Genomic DNA, 25,630 nt, shown 5'->3' with positions numbered 1-25,630 from the left:
CATGAACCCCTTTGTTTCATTCCGTCAGATCAGCCATGTTTATTGCTCAGGACGGCAATCCACTCAGGTGCTGGATAACGTCAGCTTTGATATTAACCGCCACGAATTTGTGGCGATCGTTGGACCGTCGGGGTGCGGCAAGTCGACCTTGCTGCGCTTGCTGTCCGGCTTGCTGAGTCCGACAGAAGGCCAGGTGGAGATTTTTGGCCGGGAAGTGCGTGAGCCCAGAGAAGATATTGGCATTGTCTTCCAAAAGCCCACTTTGCTGCCGTGGAAAAATGTACTGGATAACACCCTGTTTCCGATTTACCACAAGTACGGCGGGGTCTCGAATAAAGACCGAAAATTTGCCCGCAACCTGCTGAGGAAAGTCGGTCTGGCCGATTTTGCCGACAGCCGGCCGGATCAGTTGTCGGGCGGCATGCAGCAGCGGGTAGGCATCGCCAGGGCATTGTTGCTCGATCCCGATATCCTGATCATGGATGAACCTTTCTCGGCACTCGATGCCCTGACCCGGGAAGAAATGGGCTTTGAGCTGCTGAGGTTATGGGCCGAGAAGCCGAAAACCGTACTCTTCATCACCCACTCGATTTCCGAGGCGGTGCTGCTGGCAGACAAGGTGCTGGTCATGGGGCCGCGGCCAAGCACAGTGCTGGAAGAAATCCCTATCGAATTGCCCCGGCCCCGGACGCTGGATTCCATCAAGCACCCGCTTTTTGGCCGCTATACCGGCAAGATCCGCGAACACTTTTACCGTCCGGCCGAGTTGCCGGAGACAGACAAGGGTGTCGCGCCCAAACCTGCCACCTGTATCCGGCCTGTGGCCTGAGGAGAGATGATGAAACGAGCCGTATCTGAGTGGCTGAAAGACAGCCTGCCGGTTCTGGCGATGCTGGCGATTTTGCCTGTGTGGGAGTTGGTGTGCCGCGTGTTCGCGATCCCCTCATTCATCTTGCCGGCCCCTTCGGCCATCGTGAGCGCATTTCTTGAGGTGCCGCTGGATCGCTGGCTGGATAACCTGTATGCCACGCTCCGGGTTGCGCTGCTGGGGTTCGGTATCTCGCTGCTGATCAGCATCCCGCTGGCGATTGTGATGGTGCGATCTCCTTTTCTGACCAAAGCCCTGTTTCCGCTCTTGGTGGTGATCCAGTCGACGCCTGTGGTGGCGATCGCGCCGTTGCTGATTGTGATTTTAGGCACCGGAGATGCGCCGCGGCTGGCCATTACCTGTCTGATCACTTTCTTTCCGCTGGTGGTGTCGGCAACCACAGGGATGCTGGCCACCCCGCCAGAGCTGGTAGAACTGTCGAAATCGCTCAATGTACCGACACGCAAAACGATCTGGCAGATCCGTCTTCCTTATGCCATTCCGCATTTGTTCAGCGGCATTAAGGTCGCTATTACCTTGGCGGTGATAGGGGCAGTGATCGCCGAGTTTGTCGCGGCAGAAAAAGGGCTGGGATACTTTGTTCAGTTTTCCACCTCTTATTTTAAGATCCCGCAGGCCTTCGCGGCATTGGTGTTCCTGTCGTTGGTCAGCATGGTGCTGTTCAAAGCCATCCACTGGGTGCAGAAATACTGGTTTGCCTGGAGCTTACCCGCTGAAAAAGAGCTGTGACGCACAGGATTATTCACGGAGTAGAAGCGGCGGGCAGGGTGACGGATTTTCGCACCTGTCTGGCATTGCTCCAATACGGGCGAAAGCCGATGATTGGAGAAAGAAATGAAACCATCAGTATATGAACTGGATGAGCTGAACGTGGAATCGACCCTGGGCCAGCGCGGGCTGGAATCAGACCAGGTTAACATTCCTGTCATTGATCTCAGCGACTTTGAGGACAGACGCGATGCTATCACGGAAGCATTGTGGCAGGCGGCGACTGAGGTCGGTTTTTTCCAGGTCAAAAATCATGGGATCGCGCTGCATGACATTGAGCGCGCATTTGAAACCAGCGAGCAATTTTTCGCGCTCAGCACAGCGGAAAAGCAGGCTTACCCGCTGAAAGACGGTCTGAATGCCGGCTGGGAATTCAAAGCTCAGGTGCGGCCGTCAACAGGGACGGCAGATCAGAAAGAGTCGTACCAGATCACCTTACCGCACATGGCAGGCCTATGGCCTGAACCGGATGACGTGGCTGATTTTCAGCCGGTTATGCTCGATTTTGAACGTCAGGCCTGGCGGCTGGGTATGGATATTCTGTCCTGTTTTGCGGATAAGTTAGGTTTTGAGCGCGACTTCTTTATGCGGGTGCATCAGCCTGACTCTGAGCATTATCAAAGTACACTGCGGCTGCTGCATTACTTGCCGGTGGCGGAAATGCCGCAAGGGGAGAATCACTGGCGCGCCGGCGCTCACACGGATTTCGACTGCCTGACGATGGTTTTTCAGCAGGCCAATCAGGGCGGGTTACAAGTCGCTGCCGGGAAAGATGCCCGGCATCAGCCGCTCTGGTGTAATGTGGTGCCACAGGCAGATCTCATCACCTGTAATATCGGTGACATGCTGATGCGCTGGAGTGATGATCAGCTGAAATCAACCCTGCACCGGGTCAGAATGCCGAATCCGCATGAGAATCAGCACTCCCGCTACAGCCTGGCTTTCTTCTGTCAGGCCAACAAGGATGTGGTGATTCAGGGGCCGCAGGGTAAGTATCCGCCCATAACTGCGGCGGAATATCTCAAGCTGAGGATGAATGCGAATTTTTCGGCAAAAACAGCGGAGTAAGCCAGAAAACACTGCCGCCCGTATGATGCCGGGCGGCAGTGATTGGATTAGAGTGAATCACCGTACTCGGTCAGTACCTGCTCGCACCATTGCTGGATGCGCTCATCACTGAGTTCGTACTGGCTGTCCTCATCGAGCGCCAGTCCGACAAATAAGCTTTTGTCTTCGGTCAGGGCTTTTGACGCTTCAAAGTTGTAGCCTTGATTGGGCCAGTAGCCGACAAACTGGGCGCCGGTCGGCAGTAGCTGGTCATGTAACATGCCCATGGCATCCAGATACCATTCTGTGTAGCCTTCCTGATCGCCTAAACCGAACAGGGCGACGGTTTTTCCGGTCAGTGTCAGGCCATCGAGTTGATTCCAGACCGCTTCCCAGTCTTCCTGCAGTTCACCAAAGTCCCAGGTCGAGATGCCCAGGATCAGCAGATCATACTGGTTCATCTCGCTGAGCGCCGCTTCTTTGATGTTGTGCAGCTCAACCAGCTCGCCGCCGATGCAATCGCGGATTTTCTCCGCGGCCATTTCGGTATAGCAGGTGGTCGAGCCGTAAAACAGGCCGATTTTCATACTGATATTTCCTGGGGTGGCAACTAATTTGCGCTGATTTTACCCTGTCAGGCGCTTGGGTGCATCCTTCAAGCGAGCGCACCTAGTTACATTGCAGGAGAAATTCAGTACTATGCTGCAATATACTGTGTTTATATCCAGATGTTTTGGGAGCGGCGCGACGTGGAAACCAAGAATGATATCGCCCTGATCGAGCGCTTTTTAGATGCGATGTGGATGGAACGGGGGCTGTCGGCCAACACCCTGTCTTCCTACCGTAATGATTTAATGAAGCTGCAGCAGTGGCTGGATGCACGCAGCCAGTCGCTGTTGTCCTTAGATTCCGGCGATCTGCAGGATTACCAGCAATGGCTGTTTGAGCAAGATTTTAAGCAGAGCTCCCGGGCCAGAATGACCTCGGCGCTGCGGCGGCTGTTTCAGTATTTTCACCGTGAAAAACTCAGAGAAGATGATCCCAGTGCCATTTTGCACAGCCCCAGATTGCCGCAGCGTTTGCCGAAAGATATTACCGAAGATCAGGTCAGTGCCTTGCTGGGCGCACCAGATGTCAATGATCCGCTGGAGCTGCGCGATAAAGCCATGCTGGAGCTGCTCTATGCCACCGGTCTGCGGGTCACTGAGCTGGTGAGCCTGCGGATGGACAACGTCAGCCTGCGTCAGGGCGTGGTCCGCGTGACAGGTAAAGGAGACAAAGAACGTCTGGTGCCTATGGGAGAAGAGGCGATGGAGTGGATCGAAACGTTCCTGGAGCAGGGGCGACCTTATCTGTTGGGCGAGGTCAGCTCCGATGTCCTGTTTCCGAGCAAGCGTGCCCGTCAGATGACGCGTCAGACTTTCTGGCACCGGATTAAACATTACGCGGTGCTGGCCGGGATTGATGCTGATACTTTGTCGCCACATGTCATGCGTCATGCGTTTGCCACCCATTTGCTCAATTACGGTGCAGACCTCAGGGTGGTGCAAATGCTGTTAGGTCACAGTGATTTATCGACCACCCAGATCTATACTCATGTGGCAACCGAGCGTCTGAAGCAACTGCATCAGGAGCATCATCCCCGGGCCTGAGTGCTTCCGTGAACTTTTGTTACACTTCGGTCAGTGCTGAGTGGGGCAAAGATCCCAATCATCACGCGACAGCACCACCGGATTATGAAATCACTTGCCTTTTGAGACTGAACTTTGAAAGATGGGCGGACTCAAAGGGTCTGTATAGTATTCACAGGGGCTACCCCTGAACTGCCAACGATTTGTTAAGGATGTTTTCATGCCATTTCCCCGTCGTCCCCTGCTTGCTGCACTGGCTGTGCTCACGGCTTTTTCTGTCAGTGCCGAGCCGGATACCCGTGCCATTGAAGCGACGTTAAACCCGCTGGGCCTGACTGCAGCGTCAGTGACGCCATCTCCGCTCAAGGGCATGAACGAGGTGGTGACCGAACGCGGTATTATTTATATGTCTGATGACGGTCAGTATTTTGTGGCCGGTCATCTGTATCAGTCGGTGAACGGTGAGCCGGTTAATCTGACTGAACAGAAAATGGCCTCAATCAACAAAGACAAACTCAAAGGTATGGAAGGCGAAATGATCGTCTATCCGGCCAAAGAGGAAAAATACGTGGTGACTGTGTTTACCGATACCAGTTGTGGCTATTGCCGTAAACTGCACAGTGAAATGCAGGCGTATAACGATGCCGGGATCACCATCCGTTATCTGGCATTCCCGCGTGGTGGCGAACGCTCACAGAACTTCGGCGAAATGAGTGCCATCTGGGCATCGAAAGATCGCGCCCAGGCCATGGATGACGCCAAAAAAGGCAAGCTGAATGTTGAGCAAAGCCCGCACAATGACTCGCTGGTGATGAAACACTATCAGTTGGGAGTGGCCATGGGCGTAACAGGCACGCCGGCACTGGTGCTGGAAGACGGCACGATGCTGCCTGGCTATCAACCGGCCAGCCGCTTGCTGCAATTTCTCAACAGCCGCAGTTAATTGATTGTGTCAGTTGACCAACAGCCCGCAGATTTCGCGGGCTGTTGCGTTTTGGCGCATGCTCTCTTGTCAGCGCCAGCTTGTGAGGCCAATGCTGGATTACCCTGTTCGGGTACCCGCCGGCATGGTTTTTTGATATAACACCCGCTTATTTTCCCCATCAGCCAATCGCCATGAAGTCGTCTAATGAAAATTGAAATCAAGCGTCGTCCTGAAGCGGATACCTCAGGCTTTTCCTCTGAGATCCCCCCTTTGCTGAAGCGTATTTATGCCAGCCGGGGCTTACGCACGGACACAGATCTGGAGCGGGGCGCCAAGGGGCTGCACAGCTATGACAAACTCAATGGCATTGATGCGGCCGTCAATCTGCTGATTGAGGCATTGCGTGACCATAAGCGCATCATAGTCGTGGGCGATTTCGATGCCGATGGCGCCACCAGCGCTGCGCTCTCTGTTCTGGCGCTGCGCCAGTTAGGGTGCCGCAATGTTGATTATCTGGTGCCAAACCGCTTTGATGACGGCTATGGCCTGAGTCCGGATGTGGCTGAGCAGGCCGCTGCCCGTGGCGCGGAAATCATCATGACGGTGGATAACGGTGTGTCATCAGTAGCCGGGGTTGCCGCTGCAAAAGAGAAAGGTATCCGGGTGCTGGTGACCGATCACCATTTGCCGGGAGATGTTCTGCCTGCCGCCGATGCGATTGTTAATCCGAATCTGCACAGCTGTGATTTTCCCTCCAAAGCGCTGTGCGGGGTTGGGGTGGCCTTCTATCTGATGCTGGCATTGCGGGCGGCGCTGCGCCAGCAAAACTGGTTTGTTGAGCAGGGGATCTCTGAACCCAACTTGGCCGGCTTACTTGATTTGGTGGCGCTGGGCACAGTGGCTGACGTGGTCGCGCTGGATGGCAATAACCGGATTCTGGTGCATCAGGGCCTGCAGCGCATTCGTGCCGGTCAGTGCCGGCCGGGGATTCGGGCGCTGATTGAGGTGGCAAATCGCGATCCGTCCCGGCTGGTGGCCAGCGATCTGGGTTTCGCGCTGGGGCCACGGATTAATGCTGCAGGTCGTCTTGATGACATGTCATTCGGTGTTGAGCTGCTGTTGTGCGAGGACATTCAATCGGCGCGGCGCATGGCAGTTGAGTTAGACGGTTTGAACCAGACGCGAAAAGAAATTGAACAGGGCATGAAAGAAGAGGCGCTGGCGATTTGCGAGCGTTTGAAATTCAGCAAAAAAGACATGCCCTACGGACTGGCACTGTATCAGGCCGACTGGCATCAGGGGGTGATCGGCATCCTTGCATCGCGGATCAAAGAGTTGTATCACCGCCCCGTGATTGCTTTTGCGGCGGCGGGCGAGGGAGAAATCAAAGGATCTTGCCGCTCTATACCCGGTTTACACATGCGGGATGTGCTGGATCGGATCGACACCCGCAATCCGGGGATGATCCTCAAATTTGGCGGTCACGCCATGGCCGCAGGGCTGACGCTGGCCGCCGATCAGTTTGAGGCATTCAGCAAAGCTTTCGATCAGGCGGTGCGGGATGAGCTGGATGAGTCTGCCCTGCGCGGTATCTTGCTGACCGACGGAGAGCTGGCGGCACAGGAGATGACGATGGAGACCGCCGAGCTGATACGCGGTGGTGGTCCCTGGGGGCAGCAGTTCCCGGAACCGAGCTTTGACGGCCGTTTCCGTTTGCTGCAGCAGCGTCTGGTCGGCAGCAAACATCTGAAAATGATGCTGGAACCTGTCGATGGCGGCAGCATGATCGATGCCATTGCGTTCAATATTGATGTCCGGCGCTGGCCGGATGCCTCGGTACAACAGGTCAACCTGGTTTATCGTCTGGATATCAACGAGTTTCGCGGCAATCGTAGCGTTCAGCTGATGGTTGAGCACCTCGAAGCCGTATAATCTGTTTGTCGGTGAAACCGCCGGTTTCACCGTTTTTCATTCGTCTGAAAATTCAGGCTGTCAATATCACCGCCTAAATTTTGGATAAGTTTTGTGATCCTCTGTTTATTCCTGCCGCAATTCGCTAGAATCCTCCGGTTATGTCCGTTTCGGCGAAAAGGCTAAGAAGAGTGGCAATGTTCGAAGTTAATCCAATTAAAAACCGTCTTGAGGATGTGTCTGCACGGACCGACATCCTTAGGGGGTACCTTTGACTACGATGCTAAAAAAGAGCGTCTGGAAGAAGTCAATGCAGAATTAGAACAACCTGATGTCTGGAATGAGCCAGAGCGTGCTCAGGCATTAGGTAAAGAGCGTGCAGCGCTGGAAGCTGTGGTGGAAACGATTGACCAGCTGGATCAGGGCGTCGAAGACGTCGAAGGTCTGCTGGAGCTGGCGATTGAAGAAAACGATCAGGAAACCTTTGACGAGATAGGTCCTGAACTGGATGAGCTGGTCAGCAAGCTGGAACTGCTTGAATTCCGTCGTATGTTTGCCGGTGATCATGACAGCTCTGATTGTTATGTCGATCTGCAGGCCGGTTCCGGTGGCACAGAAGCCCAGGACTGGACCTCCATGATGCTGCGGATGTACCTGCGCTGGGCTGAAGCCAAGGGCTTCAAAACCGAAGTGATTGAAGTCTCTGAAGGTGATGTGGCCGGGCTGAAGTCGGCGACAGTGAAAATCAGCGGTGAGTATGCTTACGGCTGGCTGCGGACCGAAACCGGTGTTCACCGTCTGGTGCGCAAGTCACCGTTCGATTCAGGCGGCCGTCGTCATACCTCATTTGCTTCGGCGTTCGTGTATCCGGAAGTGGATGACAATATTGCGATCGATATTAATCCGTCTGATTTGCGGATTGATGTCTACCGTGCCTCGGGCGCGGGTGGTCAGCACGTCAACACCACAGAATCTGCGGTCCGGATTACCCACGTTCCGACCAACACAGTGGTGCAGTGTCAGAACGACCGCTCTCAGCACAAGAACAAAGATCAGGCGATGAAACAGCTGAAAGCTAAGCTGTTTGAGCTCGAAATGCAGAAGCAGAACGCCGAGAAACAGGCGAATGAAGATGCGAAGTCTGATATTGGCTGGGGAAGTCAGATTCGTTCATACGTGCTGGATGATTCCCGAATCAAAGATCTGCGTACCGGTGTCGAGAACCGCAATACCCAGGCGGTGCTGGACGGAGACCTGGACCGCTTCATCGAAGCTAGTCTGAAATCCGGTCTTTAATACCGGCCCCGAACTGTTGCTAAGGTTAACCATGACTGAACAAGTACAAGACGAAAACAAACTGATTGCAGAGCGCCGCGCGAAACTGGAACACATTCGTCAGGATTGCAAAGCAAACGGCCATCCGAACGATTTCCGCCGTGACAGCCTGGCCGCTGATCTGCAGGCGACCTTTGGTGATCAAACCAAAGAAGCGCTGGAAGAAGCCAACAATATTGTGGCGATTGCCGGTCGTATTATGGCCAAGCGTGGTCCATTCCTGGCGATCCAGGATGTGTCCGGCCGGATTCAGGCTTATGCATCTAAAGACGTGCAAAAAGAGCTGAAGGAAAAATATTCAGGTCTCGACATCGGCGACATCATCGGTGTGAAAGGGGCGTTGCATAAGTCCGGTAAAGGTGATCTGTACGTAAACTTTGACGAGTATCAACTGCTGACCAAAGCACTGCGTCCGTTACCTGAGAAATTCCATGGTCTGACTGACCAGGAACAGCGTTACCGCCAGCGTTATGTGGATCTGATCGTCAATGAAGATTCACGCAATACCATGCTGATGCGTTCCAAAGTGGTGAATGCAATTCGCCAGTTCATGACCACCAAAGGTTTCATGGAAGTGGAAACACCGATGATGCACGTGATTCCGGGTGGCGCGACGGCGCGTCCGTTTATCACCCATCACAATGCGCTCGACATTGATATGTACCTGCGTGTTGCCCCTGAGCTGTATCTCAAGCGTCTGGTGGTTGGTGGTTTCGAGCGTGTATTCGAAATCAACCGTAACTTCCGGAACGAAGGTCTGTCGCCGCGCCATAACCCAGAATTCACCATGATGGAATTCTACATGGCGTATGCGGATTACCGTGATCTGATGGATCTGACCGAAGACATGCTGAGCACGATTGCACAGGATCTGTGTGGGACCACCGGTCTGCCATATGGCGATGAAGTGATTGAATTTAAAGGTCCGTATCCGCGTCTGAGCATGCTGGAAGCCATCAAGCAGTACAACCCGGATCATGAGATGATTCAGGGCCTGACGTACGAGCAGGTGCAGGATCGTGACCTGATGGTGGGTATCGCGAAATCGCTGCACATCCAGGTTGAACCTTTCTGGACCTGCGGTCAGCTGCTGGAAGAAATCTTTGGTGAAACGGCCGAGCCGAAACTGCTGCAGCCAACCTTCATCACTGAATACCCGGCTGATATTTCACCGCTGGCGCGCCGTAATGATGACAATCCGTTCATTACCGATCGTTTTGAATTCTTCATCGGTGGCCGTGAAGTGGCCAACGGCTTCTCGGAGCTGAACGATGCCGAAGATCAGGACCAGCGCTTTAAAGCCCAGGTTGATGCCAAAGATGCCGGTGATGATGAAGCCATGTTCTACGATGCGGATTACATTACCGCGCTGGAACACGGTTTGCCACCTACGGCGGGTCAGGGCATCGGGATTGACCGTCTGGTGATGCTGTTTACCAACAGTCATACCATTCGCGACGTGATCCTGTTCCCGGCCATGCGTCCGCAGAACTAAGACGCTGAGACGATGAATCCGGTTAAGCCACTTCAGTTGAAGTGGCTTTTTTTATGACTTCAAAGCGACACCAGCGTGCGAAGTCGTACCGCTGTCTGAAAGGTAAAATGTATTTCAGCGATGTTTAACATTTTTTGTTATCCGGTATAGATGAGTTTATGAGTAAAGTGTCATAATTCAGGCTTTGTGGTGATGTGAACAACGTTAGGCTGATAAATGAAAAAAATGATCCTTCCTGCTTTGGGTGCCCTCTGGCTCAGTGGCTGCGCTTCCATGGCGCTGACGCAACCGCCGACCGACTTTGTCGGCTCGTTACCTGAAGCGTGGAAACAAGAATTCACTAAGTTCAATGATGTGCCGCCAGAGGGAGACCGCGGCGAAGTGCGTCAGTACCATTTTGACAGTGAGCGCTCGCTGTTAACGATTATTCGCCAGTTACGCAGTACACGGTGGAACTGGCAGTTGGATGCCTCAAAAGTGAAGCCTGCTCTGGTTGATGTCGCCTGTGAGAATTTTGGTGAGGCCATTGCCATGGGACTGGGAGTACGCTTCTGGTACACAGGCGCCGGCGGCTTTGTCAGTGAGCCGGTGACGAGCGAAGCCTGTATGGCAAAAAAATCCTAATCTCCGGTTTTTGAACCTTATCCTCTTGAAGCTCTTCTGGAAATATCACCTGTTTTGTTGATGACAGGTGATATTTTTGTTATCTGGCGATCCTGTCTCTTATACTTGTTGAATACTGTTTTGCATTTTTAATATCAGAACCACAGCTGCAACCTGGCGTTGCAGGGTTTTGCAATCGGTGAAATGGGTGAGCGAATGGGAATGGATGCGCGCAAGGACATCTGGCACGGTGAACTGGTGTTGCTTGGGGGCCACACGATCCCCTGGCTGAATGCGTTGAAGCAGGCCGGATGGATTTGTCATCATTGTCATGATCTGCGGGCCGCTGAAACTTTATTACTTGAAACCGGCCCTTGTCTGGGCGTGGTGGATCTCAGCCATGATGATTTCAGTCTTCAGGCGATTGCCAGTCTGGTCAACCGGCACAAGCAGGTGCGATGGCTGGCCCTGGTCAGAGATGAACAGCTCAGTATCGAATCTGTCTGCCAGTTTATCGTCAGTTTCTGTATCGATTATTTCACCTCGCCGATTCCTGAGTCCCAGTTGCTGAAAACCTTAGGCCACCAGCGCGGCATGCTGACACTGGAACGCAAAGTCTGGCCCAAGCTGGGTCACTTCGGCCAGCAGGGACTTCAGGGCAATACGCCTGTGATGAAAAAACTGCTGCAGCATGTCAAACGTCTGGCGGCGGCGGACATGCCGGTCTTGATTCAGGGCGAGATAGGGACGGGCAAGGAAATGGTCGCGGAAGCCATTTTTCAGGCATCCACCCGTGCCAAAGGGCGTTTTGTTGCCGTGAATTGCTCAAGTATCGGCCGGAGCTGGGCGATGAAGGGGAGCGAGTCTGAGTGCTGTTTTGAGGCGGCCAGAGACGGTGTGCTGTTTCTCAATGAAGTGACCTCCTTACCTCAGGATCGCCAGCAAGAACTGGTCCATTGGCTGCAGGACGGGCGCTTTACCAAGGAAAATGGTTCTGAGGTCAGTGCTGAACCCCGGCTAATCGCGGCGACACATTATCCGCTCGATACTCTGGTCAGTGAAGGGCGGCTGAGCAAAGCGCTTTACTACCGGTTGAATGTCCTTAGTCTGACGGTCCCGCCACTGCGCGAGCGTGGAGATGACTTACTGATGCTGGCCGATGCATTGTTACTCAAGTATGCCCGCCAGTATAACTGCGGCGTGAAAGCATTTTCTGATAATGCCAGACAGGCCATAGCCACCTATAACTGGCCAGGCAATGTACAGGAATTGGTCGGGCGAATAAAACGGGCAGTGCTGCTGACAGAGCAGAAGAATATTGAGGCTGATCATCTTGAGCTGCCAAGGCAGGCCGATGACAAGCAGAGCCTGAAAAAAATCCGGGAAGAGTCAGAACGCAGCGCCTTGTTAAGTGTGCTGGAGAATAACCGGGGACAAATTTCAGCAGCAGCACGCGAGCTTGGTGTATCCCGCGCCACGATGTACCGGCTGCTCAACAAACATGACCTGATCCCGCCGCCGCGGGATCTGGGTCAGAACTCTTAGTTCAAGCACTTAAGCGTGCGTTGTTTCAGGTAAGGGAAACACTTTGTCGTACGCCAGGTTATAGGCATAGGCATAGACCAGATAAAACACGACCAGACCCAAGTCCATGATCAGGGCTTGCCAGAGACCAATGCCCATCCACCACGCCAGCATCGGCAGGGTGATCACCAGCAGACTTAGCTCGAAGCCCAGAGCATGGATGATCCGGTGACGGGCCTGCTTATGCAGATGACCGCTATATTTCAGCATGGCGTGATCAAACAGCAGGTTATAGGCGTAGTTCCAGAATGTCGCAATGACAGAAAAAATAACGCCCAAAACACCAATTTTTGTCATATCAAATCCAAACAGCTGGCTCAGCACCAGGGTGATCAGAATCAGCGCAATGGCTTCAAAACCAATGGCATGACGAATTCTGTCTCTTTGTGTACGCATTTTACTAACCTCTGAATAATGAATCAGTCTGAGGGCTATCCTAATGCTATTATCGATAGATAAAAGTTAGTTATTATCTGTTTTATAGATAGGTCTTGGGTATGCAGTTTTCACTGGAGCAACTCAGAGCGTTTGTGTGCGCCGCAGAAACCGGTTCGTTTTCTTCAGCAGCGCGCAAGCTGGGAAAGGCGCAGTCTGTTGTCAGTACCGCGGTTGCAAATCTGGAACTGGACTTTAATCTGATCTTGTTTGACCGCAGCGGTAAAAAGCCGCGGCTGACACCAGCGGGCGAAGCCTTGCTGCTAAAAGCGCGCAGGGTATTGGCACAGTGCGGAGAACTGCAAGTGGCTGCGGACAGCTTTCAGCAGGGGATCGAACCTAAACTCACTCTGGTTGTTGAATCGATGGCGATGCTGCCGGCCCTGTCCGATGTGCTCGAGCCATTTGAAGTCCGGTTTCCGTTGGTCGAAGTTGAGATTCTTACCGTCGGTACCGGTGATGTCCTGAAGTTGCTAAAAGAAGGCCGTGCTCAGCTTGCTCTCATGGTACAGCTGTCTTTTCTGCATCCGGATATCATTGTGCATGGATTAGGTCAGGTTGATCTCTGGTGCGTGGCCGCCAGCAAGCATCCGCTGGCGGCTCAGCGTTCAGTGAACTGGAACGATCTTCGGGAGCATCGCCAGATCCTACTGACAGGCCGCTATGGCCAGGATAGTGAAGAATGGCGGGTGTCTGATGCTATCTGGCGAACTGAGCATATTCTGTCAGCATTGGAACTGGTTCAGCGGGGTATCGGCTGGACAGTCTTGCCGGCTGAAATGGTCAGGGAAAAAGTGCAGGCCGGGCATGTCGTCAAGCTGGAGCCGGCCTTTGAGGCACAGGCATGGAAGCAGCCGATAGATCTGGCATGGAGCAGTCAGCATGCCTTGGGCCCGGCGGGCAGAGCGCTGCTGGCGATGATGAAAACCATGAAGTTGTCCTGACGGAAACAGGCTAGCTGAATGGTCGCTGTACTGTGAAAGAGGAATACGCTGGTATTTTAAGCTAAATGAAATAATCTATCTGGCTTAGCCGACTAGCATGTGCATTGAATGGAGTATTTCCCTTTTTATTGTGTTATGCAAAATAACTTCTTGTTTTTGATGCACTATCAGGCAAGAATAACCCTCATATCACATCTTTCTATCTTATAACCAGGAGGAACACACAATGAGCACATTCAATACTAAATGTCTGCGTCCTGCTGGTGTTAAGGATCACACTTCCCATCAGCACTGAGATCATCGATCTGAGTAATTTTTTACAGTAATACACTCTGTAAATGGGCCGCGGATACGTCTGTCGCGGCTAGTATGTTGTCAGCCTGAAAACGGTCGTATTTGCGTCCCTCCATTTTATCAACCTGGAGAGTACACTCATGCGCCAATCAGTCTATTTACGTTTTGCTGTTTTACTTATTCGTCTGGATTTACACCGTGAAGAAGAAGCATGGCGTCGCGAACACCGACGTATGCAGGTTCATCTGCCACATTTATCGCCACATATTCTCAAAGATATGGGGATCGACAAAGACTTGCGCGTGGATTCCGCTTTGGTCGGTCTGCGAGCCAGCCGTAAAACACGTCATCTGAGGCGAGCGTTGCGGTGGCGAAGTCTGACGTAATCTCAGGCCTTGCTCTGCGGAGTAAGGTCTGACAAACACGGACAGCCCCCACTTCGGTGGGGGCTTTTTTTTGCGGGATACATGCGCTTAAGGGCAGGGATTTGAATAGGTGATGCCGACTTGTTCTAAGTCTGCCAGGACTTCTGCACTGAGTTCCAGCGACAGGCTGTCGATGTTGGCTTCAAGCTGAGCCAGGCTGGTGGCACCAATCAGGGTTGAGGCATTAAACGGCTGCTGGTTCACAAAGGCCAGGGCCATCTGCGCCGGGTCTAAACCGTGTTTTCTGGCCACTTTGACATAGGCTTCTGTGGCAGCCACACCTTGCGGCGTGAAATAACGGACAAAACGGTCAAACAGCGAACAGCGTGCACCGTCAGGCTTTTTGCCGTCGAGGTATTTGCCGCTCAGCGTGCCGAAGGCCATTGGTGAATAGGCCAGCAGTTTGACCCCTTCATAATGGCTGATTTCGGCCAGACCCACTTCAAAACTGCGGTTGAGCAGGTTATAGGGGTTCTGAATAGTCACCACCCGCGGCAAGTCATGTTTCTCTGCCAGACGCAGGAAAGACATCACCCCCCATGGAGTCTCATTCGACAAGCCGATATAGCGAATTTTGCCTGCCCGCACCAGCTCAGCGAGCGCTTCGAGGGAATCGGTCAGCGTGACACCGGTATTTGTGTCCGGATAAGGATAATTCAGTTTGCCAAAGCAATTGGTTTCTCGCTGCGGCCAGTGCAGCTGATACAGATCGATATAGTCGGTTTGCAATCTTTCCAGGCTGTTTTCAACCGCTTCGTGAATGTTACGCCAGTCGAGTGCCATGTTGTCACGGATGTGGGGCACATTCCGGGGGCCGGCGACTTTGGTCGCCAGAATCACTTGGTCGCGTTTGCCTGATTTCTTCAGCCAACTGCCGATATAGGCTTCGGTCAGCCCCTGAGTCTCCGCCTTTGGCGGCACCGGGTACATCTCTGCCGTATCAATCAGATTGATACCACGCTCCAGCGCAAAATCGAGCTGACTGTGTGCCTCGGCTTCAGTATTCTGCTCACCAAAAGTCATGGTGCCCAGGCCAATCTGGCTGACTTCAAGGCTTGAATGGGGGATCTTATGGTATTTCATTTGCCCTCCTTGGACCGCAAATTCCCTTTGACTATAACCTAGGAAAGAGTGACTGAGAAGACACAGTAAAATGAAGCAGTTATCTCATCGTTTATATATTCAAGCCTTGCCGGCAGGCAAATGTTCGCACATAGTTAATATAGTTCCCTTGAAAAGGTGTGATCATGAAACTGTCCCAATTCAAACACTGGGTGAAATCACCCGGCGAAGAAGTCCCTAAGTGTGTACTGACCAGTTACGCCGGTCGTGCAGATTATTTGATGGAAGTTGAATATAAACATCATCTGGAACCGTTAAAGGATGAAGATGACAATATGCTGCATTTTCAGACCATGGAGCAGGTGAGGGATTTTCTGCGGCCACTTGGAATCAAGTCGATCACGCTCAGGACAATTGATCCTCATGATGAATTCTCACTGGATGGCAAACCTGAGTGTTGTCAGGATGACATGATCATCAATGTCTGAACCGTGCTGTGTCAGAGCATAAAATGGCGTTTGAGCAGCTCGGCGGTGAACTGGGTCTTGAGATAAAAGCCCCGCGGCAGGGTTTTGATCGGGTGCCCGTCTGCGCCGTACGCATCGGTTTGCGCTTTGCTGTTGGCAGCTTTCGGCCTCAGTTGCAGGACTTCGCCGTGGCGGGCGGTGATCTGTTCCACTTTTCCCAGCACGATCAGTTCCATCAGCTCTTCCCAGTCCTGGCGTAATCTGGCTTCTTCTTCGGCAGAGGGACTCCATAAGAGCGGCGAGCCGACATGGCGTTCTGACAGCGGGATTTCACGTTCCCCTTCAACCGGTATCCACAGAACCCGGGCGAGTTTATGCCGGAGATGGCTGTTTTCCCAGTTCACACCCTGTAAGCCAATCAGCGGGGCTACACAGACAAAGGTGGTCTCCAGCGGTTTACCCTGGTGGCTGATGGGGATGGTTTTGAGTTCAATGCCTAAATGAGCAAAATCAGGAACGGGCTGACTGCCTGCCGTTGCGCCCAGATGCCATTCCAGTAACTGGCCGACCCAGCCTTTATCCCGGCGTAAATCCGGTGGTGTGATTTGTCCGGCCTGCTCAGCCAGCTCTCCCAGCGTGAAACCGGCCAGTGCCTGTGCCCGGCTGAGGAGTTCAGATTCTGAGGTCGGAGCGGGTTGTCTGGAAATGGGCATTGGATGGCTACTTTTTGACAATTTGACTCGGCATTTTAACACATTTGGCGCGCTGTGCGGGTGAATGACTTACTGCTTGATCAAGGTGCCGTTGTAGGATCCTGAACGCAAGATATCCACAGGTACTTTTTTGAACAATGTGAATATTGTCTGAGCTGGGCTTTTATACAGGGCTTTGCGCAGTATTTGAACGCTCTGATGGCGATGATTTGACCATTTCTTATTGAGGGGTGTGGATAAAGCCTGGGGTGGTTGATCTTTGACCAGTCGCGATGATCCTGAGACTGGCGGGTAATGTTTTCGTGATGGTTTTAAGTGATACTTGTCATAAGGTATTGATTTTAATGTATTTTAAATTATTGATTTGCTCTGGTGGCAATTGTCAGGATCCTGTTTTATTGTTGATTAAATGGACAATAAAAGAGCTTCTACACATAACTATCCACAGAAAGCGTGAATAAATGTGGGAGAAGTCTCATTTCTTTGTTTATAACCTCCGAACTCCCCTTAAGTTATCCATAAAGTGAGTGCTAGGTAGGAAAAAACAGTGATTGATGACAATGAATGTTTACCCTGAGGCTCATTCTGTGAAAAAATCACTGTTAATTGATATTTTTACTTGAGGTCGTCCAGTGATTGATGGCGATGGATATCGCCCTAATGTGGGGATAGTTATCTGTAACAGCCATGGCCAGGTATTTTGGGCTCGACGATATGGACAACACTCTTGGCAGTTTCCACAAGGCGGTATTGATGAAGGGGAAACCCCGGAACAAGCGATGTACCGTGAACTGTATGAGGAAGTGGGTCTGACCAAAAAAGACGTCAGGATTCTGGCATCCAGCCGCCATTGGCTGCGATACAAATTACCGAAACGTCTGGTAAGGTGGGATTCCAAACCAGTTTGTATCGGACAAAAGCAAAAATGGTTTTTGCTGAGTCTGGAATGCGATGAGTCTAAGGTGAATATGCAACGTGGCAATACACCGGAGTTTGATGGCTGGCGTTGGGTCAGCTACTGGTATCCGGTTCGTCAGGTTGTGTCCTTCAAACGGGATGTTTATCGCCGGGCGCTGAAAGAGTTCGCGGCGATGGCGATGCCTTTCAAGGAGCGCAAGGAACGCAAGTTAAAACGTAAACACAAGCGGAGTTAACCTAGGGAAAGTAACGCTTATGCTGACCCAGCTAAGAGAAATTGTAGAGAAAGTTGCCAGCGCGCCGACATTACTCGAGGCGCTGGATCTGCTGGTCGTCAGTATTTGCCAGGCAATGAAGACTGAGTGTTGCTCAGTCTACATTGTTCATGAGCACCGTAAGCAATATATGCTCATGGCAACCCAGGGGCTGACCAAACCTTCCTATCAGGTCGGGCTTGGGTTTGATGAAGGTCTGGTCGGTCTGGTGGGCCGTCAGGCTGAACCTGTCAATGTGGCCGATGCCCGCCAGCACCCCAACTTCAAACATATCCCGGGAACCAACGAAGAAACCTTCCGCTCCTTTTTCGGCACCCCTATTATCCATCAGCGCAAAGTCCTCGGCGTATTGGTGATCCAGCAACGTGATATGCGTGAATTCACTGAAAGTGAAGAATCCTTCATGGTGACACTGGCCGCACAGCTGGCGGTGATTCTGGCGCATGCCAAAGCGCAGGGAATGTGGCCCGGTCAGCGCGATGGTCTGCATCTGACAGGTTCCGCCGCATCGACTGGGGTGGCCATTGCGAAAGCCTGGTGGGATGACAATCAGCCCCGGCTGGAAGCCGTGTCGCCGGCCTCCTGCCTGGACAGAGAATTTGAGCAGGAACGCCTGAGCATTGCCATTGAGATGGCGAGTAATGAGTTTCGCCGGCTGCGTAAACGCTTTGACAGCGAGCTGCACAAAGACACACTGGCGATTTTTGATCTGTTCAGCCATTTGCTCAATGATCCCATGCTGCGTAAGGATCTGTTTGCCAAAGTTGCGGGTGGCGATCAGGCCGAATGGGCCGTGAGGCAGACCGTCGAGGCTTACTCGGTCCGCTTTGCCAATATGAAAGATGACTATCTGCGTGAACGGGCGCACGATATTCGCGAACTTGGCCAGCGCCTGCTGTTTTTCCTCCATAACGAAGAAGGGGTTGAGCACCAGTGGGATGCCCCGATTGTCCTGCTGACCCGGGAGCTGACCGCGGCCATGCTGGCCAGTATTCCGCGTGATAAACTGGCTGCTGTGGTGGCTCAGGAAGGTGCCGCCAACTCTCACGCCGCGATCCTTTCCCGGGCGCTGGGCATTCCTGCCATCATGGGCGTTGATTTTATCCCGGAAAAAGTTCACAACGCCCTGGTGGTGGTGGACGGCTATCGCGGCGATTTGCTCATTGAACCCAATCGTCAGATCCTGGCCGAATATAAGCGGCTGCTGAAAGAAGAAAATGAACTCACGGCACTGGTTGAACAGGATCTGGATAAAGCGGCGGAAACCGAAGATCAGGAAAGGATTTATCTGTATCTGAATGCCGGATTAAGTGCTGACACCAATATCGCGGTCAATAAAGGGGTGGATGGTGTCGGTTTGTACCGGACTGAAGTTCCGTTTTTAATGCAGCGCAGTTTTCCTTCAGAAGAAGAGCAGGCGGCACAGTACCGCTCGATTCTGGCTTCTTACCCGGGTAAATCTGTGGTGATGCGCACCTTAGACATCGGCGGCGATAAACCGTTGCCCTATCTCACCATTGAAGAGGACAACCCTTTTCTGGGCTGGCGGGGGATTCGTTTTACCCTGGATCATCCTGAAATTTTCCTCATTCAGGTCAGGGCTATGCTCAAGGCCAGCATTGGTCTGGATAACATGGACATTCTCCTGCCCATGATTTCCGGTATTCCTGAGCTGGATGAATCGAAGGCCTTGATTGAACGTGCTTTTCATGAAGTGTCCGCGTACGCGGCCAGTAAAGGGCAAGTGCTCAAGCGGCCAAAACTGGGCATCATGATTGAGGTCCCTTCGATTGTCTATCAGCTGCCGGCCCTGAAAGGGCGGGTTGATTTTATTTCGGTAGGCAGCAATGACTTAACGCAATATTTATTGGCGGTCGACAGGAACAATTCCCGGGTAGCCAGTGTCTATGATACGTTCCACCCGGCAGTCATTCAGGCCCTGAAACACATTCAGGATACCAGTCGAGCTTTATCAATCCCGGTCAGTGTGTGTGGTGAGCTGGCGGGTGATCCGCTGGGGGCCATACTTCTGGTTGGCATGGGATACCGCTCATTAAGTATGAATACCCGCAATGTTGCCAAAATTAAATATGTTCTCCGTCATGCCAGTCTGGCTGATATGACACAGCTTGCTGAGCAGGCATTACAGGCGACCTTCGGCCAGGATGTCAGGCAAATGGCTACCGCGTTTGTCGAACAACGCGGCATGGGTGGTTTCATCCGGGCAGGTAAATGATGCCGGATATGGTATGGCTGCTCCTGATGTGCCTGGGGCTGGGGGCTGTGGTCGGCCTGATGGCTGGTTTGCTGGGTATTGGCGGGGGATTACTCATTGTCCCCGCTTTAGTCTGGATGTTACCGCAAACCGGTATCGAGCCGGGACTTGTTATGCACATTGCACTGGCGACCTCGCTGGCCTGTATTGTGCTGACGTCCGGCTCTTCGGCACGCAGCCATTTGCGGCTGGGAAATGTGGATGTTTCCCTGGTCCGGTTACTGGCACCGGGTATGGTATTGGGGGGCATTGCCGGAAGTGCGGTGGCCGAGTGGGTGCCTGCGGATTGGCTGCCCAGGATATTTGCTGGTATTGTGCTTTTACTGGCGTTGCAAATGCTGCTCTCATTGAAAGTCACAGGGTGTCATCCTATACCGGGCCGGGCGGCCATTGCGGCCAGTGGCAGTGTGATTGGTCTGGTGGCCAGCTTGGCGGGAATCGGTGGCGGTTCGCTGACCGTGCCTTACCTGAGCTGGTATGGCGTTGAAATGCGCCGATCTATCGGGACCGCTGCTTTCTGCGGTTCCATAATTGCGATAGCCGGCATGGCCGGATTTATTGTCGCCGGCAGTGGTGATGACAGCCTGCCACCTTACAGCCTGGGGTATGTGTATCTGCCGGCACTGATGGGTGTGGTATGTACCTCTGTGCTGACCACGCGATACGGTGCGCGTCTGGTCAGCCATCTGCCAACTCAGACCCTGAAAAAGATTTTTGCCATCTTTTTGTTATTTGTGGGTGGCAAAATGTTGTTTTAACTCGGGTCAGTCACGGGGACTGACATGACTTTTCATTGTGGGCACATGCTGTACCGCCGTGAACTTCTTTATTGATTAACCACGAGTATGTTGAATGAGCCAAGGTTATCTGACTTTTCCAAACTTTGACCCAATCCTGTTTCAAATTGGCCCGCTGGCGATCCGCTGGTATGGATTGATGTACCTGCTGGGCTTCGTATTTGCGCTCTGGCTGGCAAATCGTCGTGCCGATAAGCCAGGCAGTGGCTGGACACGAGATCAAGTCAGCGACCTGCTGTTTGTGGGCTTTCTCGGGGTGGTGATCGGCGGCCGGGTCGGCTATGTCCTGTTTTACAACTTCGAAGTCTTCCTGGCCGATCCGCTTTATCTGTTTAAAGTCTGGACCGGCGGCATGTCATTCCACGGTGGTTTATTAGGCGTCATGACAGCTATGATCTGGTATGCCCATCGCAATGGCCGGCGTTTCTTCGACGTGGCGGATTTTGTGGCGCCGTTAGTGCCGTTTGGCCTCGGCGCTGGCCGGCTTGGGAATTTCATCAATGGTGAGCTGTGGGGCCGGGTCACCGATCTGCCCTGGGGCATGGTTTTCCCGACCGGGGGGCCGCTGCCTCGTCATCCTTCTCAGTTGTATGAATTTTTCTTAGAAGGTCTGGTATTGCTGATTATCCTCAATCTCTTTATCCGTAAACCGCGTCCGGCGGGCGCCGTCTCCGGATTATTCTTGCTGGGTTACGGTTCATTCAGGTTCCTGGTTGAATACTGCCGTGAACCTGATGCGCAGCTTGGCTTGTTCGCAGGCTGGATCAGTATGGGGCAGATCCTGTCTCTGCCGATGGTCATCGGCGGGGCACTGCTGATGCTCTGGGCTTACAAGCGTTCAGACGCACACCGCACTGCTTAATGTGACGACGACAGGCAGCCATATGGCTGCCTGTTTTGTGTTATTCTTGCGGGCAGATTTTTTCTGCCACACTCCGGTCAAGAGAGACAATGAAACAGTATTTAGATTTATGCCAGCGGATTATTGATGAAGGCGAATGGGTTGAAAACGAGCGGACAGGCAAGCGTTGCCTGACACTGATCAATGCTGACCTGACGTATGATGTGGCCAACAACCAGTTTCCGCTGATCACCACCCGTAAAAGTTACTGGAAAGCAGCGATTGCCGAACTGCTCGGCTATCTGCGTGGCTATGACAGCGCGGCACAGTTTCGTGCGATCGGTTGTAACACCTGGAATGCCAATGCCAATGACAATCAGGCATGGCTGAGTAATCCTCACCGCAAAGGCACGGACGATATGGGACGTGTCTACGGTGTACAGGGCAGAAGCTGGCGTAAACCCGATGGCAGTACCTTGGATCAGCTGCGTAAGATTGTCGATGATCTGAGCCGGGGCCTGGACGATCGCGGTGAGATACTGACATTTTACAACCCCGGTGAATTTGACATGGGCTGCCTGCGCCCCTGTATGCACACGCATACGTTTTCGCTGCTGGGTGACCGTCTGTATCTGACCAGCTACCAGCGTTCGTGTGATGTGCCGCTGGGGCTTAATTTTAATCAGATTCAGGTCTTCACCTTACTGGCTCTGATGGCGCAGATTACGGGTCATAAAGCCGGCAAGGCCTACCACAAGATTGTCAACGCACATATCTACGAAGATCAACTGACGCTGATGCGCGATGTTCAGCTCAAGCGTGAGCCGTATCCATCACCCCGGCTGGTGATTAATCCAGAGATTCAATCACTGGACGATCTGGAAACCTGGGTCACGATGGATGATTTTAAAGTCGAAGATTATCAGCACCATGAGCCGATACAGTATCCGTTCTCGGTCTGAGAAAGGCGAACACCCAGAGCCTCACACATGTGGGGCTTTTTTGTGCCGGAAAGCATGAGGCTAAGCTTGCTGGCGTTCAGTTTTGACATCCACTGGTGTTGTTGGTGTATCTGGTTAGCTGGTTATCATCAGATAAAAAAAAATCCCTGCTCACAGTAAGCAGGGATTGTTGATGATTCAGAAGCGTTTGATTAGGCCGTCAGTGCCAGAATGCCACCCGGGATAATGATAAAGACCAGTCCCAGATAGGCCGCTGCAGCCGATTTGCTTTTCACGGCCAGTTCGCCCAGGTAGACCGCCCCTTTCAGCGGCAGCTCACGCAGGAAAGGCAAACCAAAGATCAGCAGGGTTGCCAGCACATTAAAGCACAGGTGCACCAGGGCAATTTGCAGAGCAAACACGGCATGGTCGCCGGAAATGGCGGTTGCAGCCAGCAGTGCGGTAATACAGGTGCCAATGTTGGCACCCAAGGTAAACGGATACACATCACGCACTTTCAGCACGCCGGTACCAACCAGAGGCACCATCAAGCTGGTCGTGGTCGAAGAAGACTGTACCAGTATGGTGACAATGGAGCCTGACACGATACCGTGTACCGGACCGCGACCAATGGCACTTTTCAGGATTTCACGGGCACGACCAACCATCAGGCTGCGCATCAGTTTACCCATGACGGTAATCGCCAGGAAGATGAGCGCAATACCCAGTGCAATCATGATGACACCGCCCATAGTGCCCATGGATTCCAGCGGTGCTTTGACTGCGTTCACGGCAGGTTTCGTCAAAGGCTTAATGAAATCCAGTCCCTTCATGCTCATGTCACCGGTCGACATCAGAGGTGAAACCAGCCAGGCGGAAATTTTTTGCAGCAGACCAAACATCATTTCCAGCGGCAGGAAAATGAAGACGGCCAGCAGGTTGAAGAAATCATGAACCGTTGCGGCAGAAAAAGCGCGGCGGAATTCTTCTTTACAACGGGCGTGTCCCAGGCTGACCAGTGTGTTGGTCATGGTTGTCCCAATGTTGGCACCCATCACCATAGGAATTGCGGTTTCAACCGGCAATCCCCCAGCCACGAGTCCCACGATGATCGAGGTCACTGTACTGGAAGATTGGATGAGAGAGGTGGCTACCAGACCGATCATCAGGCCTGCAATCGGGTGTGAGGCAAATTCAAACAGGGTTTTGGCCTGCTCACCAACCGACCACTTAAAGCCGCCGCTGACCAGCGAGACTGCGACCAGCAGCAGATAAAGCATGAAAACCAGGTTTGCCCAACGAACCCATCGCATGGAGCTTTGCACTGGCTCAGCTGTGGTGGCTTGGGTAGTCATATTCTGTTCTCCGTGACATTGTGATGTCATTTTGGTGTCAGTTTTTTTAAATGTTGGCGCGATAGTAGAGATCGAATATTTCAGAAATATGACACAGCCAAGCCTTTCTGTCATACCTGTGTGTTTTGTGGTCAGGAACAAAGAATGGGATCAGGATCTATCTTTTTATCTGCAGGCTTAACACTGTGATTTTTTTGATAAAACCTTTATTAGTATTGAAGAGAAGGATGTCGAAAAAAAACAGATAAAAAATGTGCCGGATGGGCTTTCAGTGTCATAGTGATAGTGGCTTACTCTGGAAAGTGCGCTGTCACTGGCCTGGGAAGATAGCTGGATACTGCGGGTATTACGGTGTATTACTGCCAATGATTCGGATTTTCCGAGTTGTTGGCTCTAAACAAACGATTTCACACAGATGTCTTTGGGCGTCTACACTGTTTCAACCGCACATCAATAAAAAAGTGTGATTTTACAGTGAGTAGTAAGGAGCTGCGGTCGATGACCGATGTAATTCTGAAATTCTTTAAATTAGAGTCTGCTGGCGGCATCTTGCTGATCGTCGCGGCGGCTTTGGCGATGACCATTGCCAACTCGCCTTTGCAGCCCCTGTATGAGGGCGCATTACATACTTATATCGCTGGCCTGTCGGTCGCGCATTGGATTAACGATGGTTTGATGGCGATTTTCTTCCTGGTCATTGGCCTGGAGGTGAAGCGTGAACTGATTGAAGGTGCACTGAATACGAAAGAGAAAGCGATTTTCCCTGCGATCGCCGCATTGGGGGGCATGGTCGCCCCGGCTTTAGTATACGTGCTGTTCAACTATTCTGATCCTGTAGCGATCGGTGGTTGGGCAATCCCTGCGGCGACAGATATCGCATTTGCGTTAGGTATCATGGCTCTGCTGGGGAACCGGGTGCCGGTGAGCCTGAAAGTCTTCTTGCTGGCATTGGCCATTATTGATGACCTGGGCGTGATCGTGATTATTGCTTTGTTCTACAGCAGTGATTTATCCGCCATTGCGCTGGCTGTGGCATTTGCCGCAACTGCCGTGCTTTTTATCATGCACGCTCGCAATGTCTCAAACCTAGTCTGGTATCTCCTGGTGGGTCTGGTGCTTTGGTTCAGCGTCCTTCAATCCGGTGTGCATGCCACGCTGGCAGGTGTGGTCTTGGGCTTTGCCATCCCGCTTCAGGGGCAAAATAAACAGGGCAAAGATATCTCGCCGCTCAAGACGCTGGAGCATGCATTACACCCGTATGTTGCCTATCTGATCTTACCGATTTTCGCTTTTGCGAACGCAGGGATTTCGCTGGCAGGCGTCTCGGTTGAAGGGCTGACGGCTATGCTGCCGCTGGGGATTGCGCTGGGCCTGTTGGTCGGTAAGCCGCTGGGTATTTTTACCGCGAGTTATCTGGCTGTAAAAATGGGGATAGCGCGTCTGCCTGAAGGCACAGGTTTTGGTCAGATTTTTGCGGTGTCTGTGCTGTGTGGTATCGGCTTTACGATGTCGATCTTTATTTCGATGCTGGCATTTAGCGGTGCTGATCTTGAGCTGATGACTTATTCCAAGCTGGGGATTCTGATCGGCTCGACCACTGCGGCTGTTGTCGGCTATATCCTGCTGCACCGTTCGCTGCCAGCGGCGAAGGCCGTGAAGGACAGTCAGACATCATCTTAATCCGGAACAGGGAGGTGAGT

At 52.6% G+C, this 25,630-nt stretch carries 24 protein-coding genes; 19 read left to right on the top strand and 5 right to left on the bottom strand.

Annotated elements, in window-relative coordinates; translation table 11 throughout:
• The first annotated feature begins 1 nt into the window (after nucleotide 1).
• From LN341_RS12730 to LN341_RS12720, 3 genes are all read left to right on the top strand, one after another.
• Nucleotides 2-829 (top strand): ABC transporter ATP-binding protein, encoded by an 828-nt coding sequence (locus LN341_RS12730; protein ID WP_234203489.1) that lies wholly within the window; start codon nucleotides 2-4, stop codon nucleotides 827-829.
• Nucleotides 830-838: 9 nt separating this feature from the next.
• Nucleotides 839-1,618, top strand: a complete 780-nt coding sequence (locus tag LN341_RS12725) for an ABC transporter permease (RefSeq protein WP_234203488.1) — start codon at nucleotides 839-841, stop codon at nucleotides 1,616-1,618.
• Between the two features lie 105 nt (nucleotides 1,619-1,723).
• On the top strand, nucleotides 1,724-2,725 hold the full coding sequence (locus LN341_RS12720; RefSeq protein ID WP_046219019.1) for an isopenicillin N synthase family oxygenase: 1,002 nt from the start codon (nucleotides 1,724-1,726) through the stop codon (nucleotides 2,723-2,725).
• Nucleotides 2,726-2,772: 47 nt separating this feature from the next.
• Here LN341_RS12720 and fldB read toward each other — a convergent pair whose 3' ends face one another.
• Nucleotides 2,773-3,291, bottom strand: a complete 519-nt coding sequence (gene fldB, locus LN341_RS12715; RefSeq protein ID WP_192015546.1) for a flavodoxin FldB — start codon at nucleotides 3,289-3,291, stop codon at nucleotides 2,773-2,775.
• Nucleotides 3,292-3,501: 210 nt separating this feature from the next.
• Between fldB and xerD the strand changes: the two genes are divergently transcribed.
• The 7 genes from xerD (at nucleotide 3,502) to LN341_RS12680 (ending at nucleotide 12,149) form a co-directional block, all read left to right on the top strand.
• The gene (xerD, locus tag LN341_RS12710) at nucleotides 3,502-4,356 is read left to right on the top strand and encodes a site-specific tyrosine recombinase XerD (RefSeq protein WP_234205043.1); all 855 of its coding nucleotides are present in this window, start codon (nucleotides 3,502-3,504) and stop codon (nucleotides 4,354-4,356) included.
• A gap of 199 nt (nucleotides 4,357-4,555) precedes the next feature.
• Nucleotides 4,556-5,278, top strand: coding sequence for a bifunctional protein-disulfide isomerase/oxidoreductase DsbC (gene dsbC / locus LN341_RS12705; RefSeq protein ID WP_046219016.1), 723 nt, complete (start codon nucleotides 4,556-4,558; stop codon nucleotides 5,276-5,278).
• A gap of 186 nt (nucleotides 5,279-5,464) precedes the next feature.
• The gene (gene recJ, locus LN341_RS12700; protein WP_234203487.1) at nucleotides 5,465-7,192 is read left to right on the top strand and encodes a single-stranded-DNA-specific exonuclease RecJ; all 1,728 of its coding nucleotides are present in this window, start codon (nucleotides 5,465-5,467) and stop codon (nucleotides 7,190-7,192) included.
• 176 nt (nucleotides 7,193-7,368) lie between these two features.
• Nucleotides 7,369-8,467, top strand: a protein-coding gene (gene prfB / locus LN341_RS12695) for a peptide chain release factor 2 (RefSeq protein WP_144408980.1) whose coding sequence is annotated in 2 segments (ribosomal slippage) — nucleotides 7,369-7,443 and nucleotides 7,445-8,467 — 1,098 coding nt in all. Because the reading frame shifts where the segments join, the coding sequence is not laid out codon by codon here.
• A gap of 31 nt (nucleotides 8,468-8,498) precedes the next feature.
• Nucleotides 8,499-10,001 (top strand): lysine--tRNA ligase, encoded by a 1,503-nt coding sequence (gene lysS, locus LN341_RS12690; protein WP_046219014.1) that lies wholly within the window; start codon nucleotides 8,499-8,501, stop codon nucleotides 9,999-10,001.
• Nucleotides 10,002-10,217: 216 nt separating this feature from the next.
• Nucleotides 10,218-10,625, top strand: coding sequence for a hypothetical protein (locus tag LN341_RS12685; RefSeq protein ID WP_234203486.1), 408 nt, complete (start codon nucleotides 10,218-10,220; stop codon nucleotides 10,623-10,625).
• 195 nt (nucleotides 10,626-10,820) lie between these two features.
• Nucleotides 10,821-12,149, top strand: a complete 1,329-nt coding sequence (locus LN341_RS12680; RefSeq protein WP_234203485.1) for a sigma-54 dependent transcriptional regulator — start codon at nucleotides 10,821-10,823, stop codon at nucleotides 12,147-12,149.
• 9 nt (nucleotides 12,150-12,158) lie between these two features.
• On the opposite strand, the gene LN341_RS12675 is transcribed toward LN341_RS12680, so the two are convergent.
• On the bottom strand, nucleotides 12,159-12,584 hold the full coding sequence (locus LN341_RS12675; RefSeq protein ID WP_234203484.1) for a PACE efflux transporter: 426 nt from the start codon (nucleotides 12,582-12,584) through the stop codon (nucleotides 12,159-12,161).
• Nucleotides 12,585-12,685: 101 nt separating this feature from the next.
• On the opposite strand from LN341_RS12675, the gene LN341_RS12670 reads away from it, so the two are divergent.
• On the top strand, nucleotides 12,686-13,567 hold the full coding sequence (locus LN341_RS12670; RefSeq protein ID WP_120511650.1) for a LysR family transcriptional regulator: 882 nt from the start codon (nucleotides 12,686-12,688) through the stop codon (nucleotides 13,565-13,567).
• 434 nt (nucleotides 13,568-14,001) lie between these two features.
• Nucleotides 14,002-14,247, top strand: a complete 246-nt coding sequence (locus tag LN341_RS12665) for a hypothetical protein (protein ID WP_046219009.1) — start codon at nucleotides 14,002-14,004, stop codon at nucleotides 14,245-14,247.
• An 87-nt stretch (nucleotides 14,248-14,334) separates the two neighbouring features.
• Here the strand turns inward: LN341_RS12665 and LN341_RS12660 are convergent, their stop codons facing one another.
• A complete protein-coding gene (locus LN341_RS12660; RefSeq protein WP_046219008.1) occupies nucleotides 14,335-15,369 on the bottom strand; it encodes an NADP(H)-dependent aldo-keto reductase in 1,035 nt (344 codons plus the stop codon).
• Between the two features lie 164 nt (nucleotides 15,370-15,533).
• On the opposite strand from LN341_RS12660, the gene LN341_RS12655 reads away from it, so the two are divergent.
• Nucleotides 15,534-15,836: a DUF6482 family protein gene (locus LN341_RS12655; protein ID WP_046219007.1), complete on the top strand. Its 303-nt coding sequence runs from the start codon at nucleotides 15,534-15,536 to the stop codon at nucleotides 15,834-15,836.
• An 11-nt stretch (nucleotides 15,837-15,847) separates the two neighbouring features.
• Here the strand turns inward: LN341_RS12655 and mutH are convergent, their stop codons facing one another.
• The gene (gene mutH, locus LN341_RS12650) at nucleotides 15,848-16,528 is read right to left on the bottom strand and encodes a DNA mismatch repair endonuclease MutH (RefSeq protein WP_046219006.1); all 681 of its coding nucleotides are present in this window, start codon (nucleotides 16,526-16,528) and stop codon (nucleotides 15,848-15,850) included.
• Between the two features lie 632 nt (nucleotides 16,529-17,160).
• On the opposite strand from mutH, the gene rppH reads away from it, so the two are divergent.
• The 5 genes from rppH (at nucleotide 17,161) to LN341_RS12625 (ending at nucleotide 22,596) form a co-directional block, all read left to right on the top strand.
• Complete coding sequence (gene rppH / locus LN341_RS12645) at nucleotides 17,161-17,682, top strand: RNA pyrophosphohydrolase (protein WP_046219005.1); 522 nt, start codon at nucleotides 17,161-17,163, stop codon at nucleotides 17,680-17,682.
• Between the two features lie 19 nt (nucleotides 17,683-17,701).
• Nucleotides 17,702-19,957: a phosphoenolpyruvate--protein phosphotransferase gene (gene ptsP / locus LN341_RS12640; RefSeq protein WP_234203483.1), complete on the top strand. Its 2,256-nt coding sequence runs from the start codon at nucleotides 17,702-17,704 to the stop codon at nucleotides 19,955-19,957.
• Nucleotides 19,954-20,754, top strand: coding sequence for a sulfite exporter TauE/SafE family protein (locus tag LN341_RS12635; protein WP_234203482.1), 801 nt, complete (start codon nucleotides 19,954-19,956; stop codon nucleotides 20,752-20,754). The genes ptsP and LN341_RS12635 overlap by 4 nt, the downstream gene beginning before the upstream one ends.
• A gap of 94 nt (nucleotides 20,755-20,848) precedes the next feature.
• Nucleotides 20,849-21,655, top strand: coding sequence for a prolipoprotein diacylglyceryl transferase (gene lgt / locus LN341_RS12630; protein ID WP_046219002.1), 807 nt, complete (start codon nucleotides 20,849-20,851; stop codon nucleotides 21,653-21,655).
• A gap of 89 nt (nucleotides 21,656-21,744) precedes the next feature.
• Complete coding sequence (locus LN341_RS12625; RefSeq protein ID WP_234203481.1) at nucleotides 21,745-22,596, top strand: thymidylate synthase; 852 nt, start codon at nucleotides 21,745-21,747, stop codon at nucleotides 22,594-22,596.
• Between the two features lie 191 nt (nucleotides 22,597-22,787).
• Here LN341_RS12625 and LN341_RS12620 read toward each other — a convergent pair whose 3' ends face one another.
• The gene (locus tag LN341_RS12620; RefSeq protein ID WP_046219000.1) at nucleotides 22,788-23,930 is read right to left on the bottom strand and encodes a Na/Pi symporter; all 1,143 of its coding nucleotides are present in this window, start codon (nucleotides 23,928-23,930) and stop codon (nucleotides 22,788-22,790) included.
• A gap of 498 nt (nucleotides 23,931-24,428) precedes the next feature.
• Between LN341_RS12620 and nhaA the strand changes: the two genes are divergently transcribed.
• Entirely contained in the window at nucleotides 24,429-25,610 is a 1,182-nt protein-coding gene (gene nhaA / locus LN341_RS12615; protein ID WP_234203480.1) for a Na+/H+ antiporter NhaA, read from the top strand.
• Nucleotides 25,611-25,630: the final 20 nt, after the last annotated feature.

Source organism: Photobacterium sp. TLY01, from assembly GCF_021432065.1.
GTDB lineage: Bacteria > Pseudomonadota > Gammaproteobacteria > Enterobacterales > Vibrionaceae > Photobacterium > Photobacterium halotolerans_A.
Note: the sequence above shows the minus strand (reverse complement) of the source record. Positions and strands in the feature narration are given on the sequence as shown.

Bases quoted from the DNA above. Each gene is read 5' to 3' on its own strand.
- LN341_RS12730 (WP_234203489.1), top strand. From the start codon at position 2: ATGAACCCCTTTGTTTCATTCCGTCAGATCAGCCATGTTTATTGCTCA.
- LN341_RS12725 (WP_234203488.1), top strand. From the start codon at position 839: ATGAAACGAGCCGTATCTGAGTGGCTGAAAGACAGCCTGCCGGTTCTG.
- LN341_RS12720 (WP_046219019.1), top strand. From the start codon at position 1,724: ATGAAACCATCAGTATATGAACTGGATGAGCTGAACGTGGAATCGACC.
- fldB (WP_192015546.1), bottom strand. From the start codon at position 3,291: ATGAAAATCGGCCTGTTTTACGGCTCGACCACCTGCTATACCGAAATG.
- xerD (WP_234205043.1), top strand. From the start codon at position 3,502: ATGTGGATGGAACGGGGGCTGTCGGCCAACACCCTGTCTTCCTACCGT.
- dsbC (WP_046219016.1), top strand. From the start codon at position 4,556: ATGCCATTTCCCCGTCGTCCCCTGCTTGCTGCACTGGCTGTGCTCACG.
- recJ (WP_234203487.1), top strand. From the start codon at position 5,465: ATGAAAATTGAAATCAAGCGTCGTCCTGAAGCGGATACCTCAGGCTTT.
- lysS (WP_046219014.1), top strand. From the start codon at position 8,499: ATGACTGAACAAGTACAAGACGAAAACAAACTGATTGCAGAGCGCCGC.
- LN341_RS12685 (WP_234203486.1), top strand. From the start codon at position 10,218: ATGAAAAAAATGATCCTTCCTGCTTTGGGTGCCCTCTGGCTCAGTGGC.
- LN341_RS12680 (WP_234203485.1), top strand. From the start codon at position 10,821: ATGGGAATGGATGCGCGCAAGGACATCTGGCACGGTGAACTGGTGTTG.
- LN341_RS12675 (WP_234203484.1), bottom strand. From the start codon at position 12,584: ATGCGTACACAAAGAGACAGAATTCGTCATGCCATTGGTTTTGAAGCC.
- LN341_RS12670 (WP_120511650.1), top strand. From the start codon at position 12,686: ATGCAGTTTTCACTGGAGCAACTCAGAGCGTTTGTGTGCGCCGCAGAA.
- LN341_RS12665 (WP_046219009.1), top strand. From the start codon at position 14,002: ATGCGCCAATCAGTCTATTTACGTTTTGCTGTTTTACTTATTCGTCTG.
- LN341_RS12660 (WP_046219008.1), bottom strand. From the start codon at position 15,369: ATGAAATACCATAAGATCCCCCATTCAAGCCTTGAAGTCAGCCAGATT.
- LN341_RS12655 (WP_046219007.1), top strand. From the start codon at position 15,534: ATGAAACTGTCCCAATTCAAACACTGGGTGAAATCACCCGGCGAAGAA.
- mutH (WP_046219006.1), bottom strand. From the start codon at position 16,528: ATGCCCATTTCCAGACAACCCGCTCCGACCTCAGAATCTGAACTCCTC.
- ptsP (WP_234203483.1), top strand. From the start codon at position 17,702: ATGCTGACCCAGCTAAGAGAAATTGTAGAGAAAGTTGCCAGCGCGCCG.
- LN341_RS12635 (WP_234203482.1), top strand. From the start codon at position 19,954: ATGATGCCGGATATGGTATGGCTGCTCCTGATGTGCCTGGGGCTGGGG.
- lgt (WP_046219002.1), top strand. From the start codon at position 20,849: ATGAGCCAAGGTTATCTGACTTTTCCAAACTTTGACCCAATCCTGTTT.
- LN341_RS12625 (WP_234203481.1), top strand. From the start codon at position 21,745: ATGAAACAGTATTTAGATTTATGCCAGCGGATTATTGATGAAGGCGAA.
- LN341_RS12620 (WP_046219000.1), bottom strand. From the start codon at position 23,930: ATGACTACCCAAGCCACCACAGCTGAGCCAGTGCAAAGCTCCATGCGA.
- nhaA (WP_234203480.1), top strand. From the start codon at position 24,429: ATGACCGATGTAATTCTGAAATTCTTTAAATTAGAGTCTGCTGGCGGC.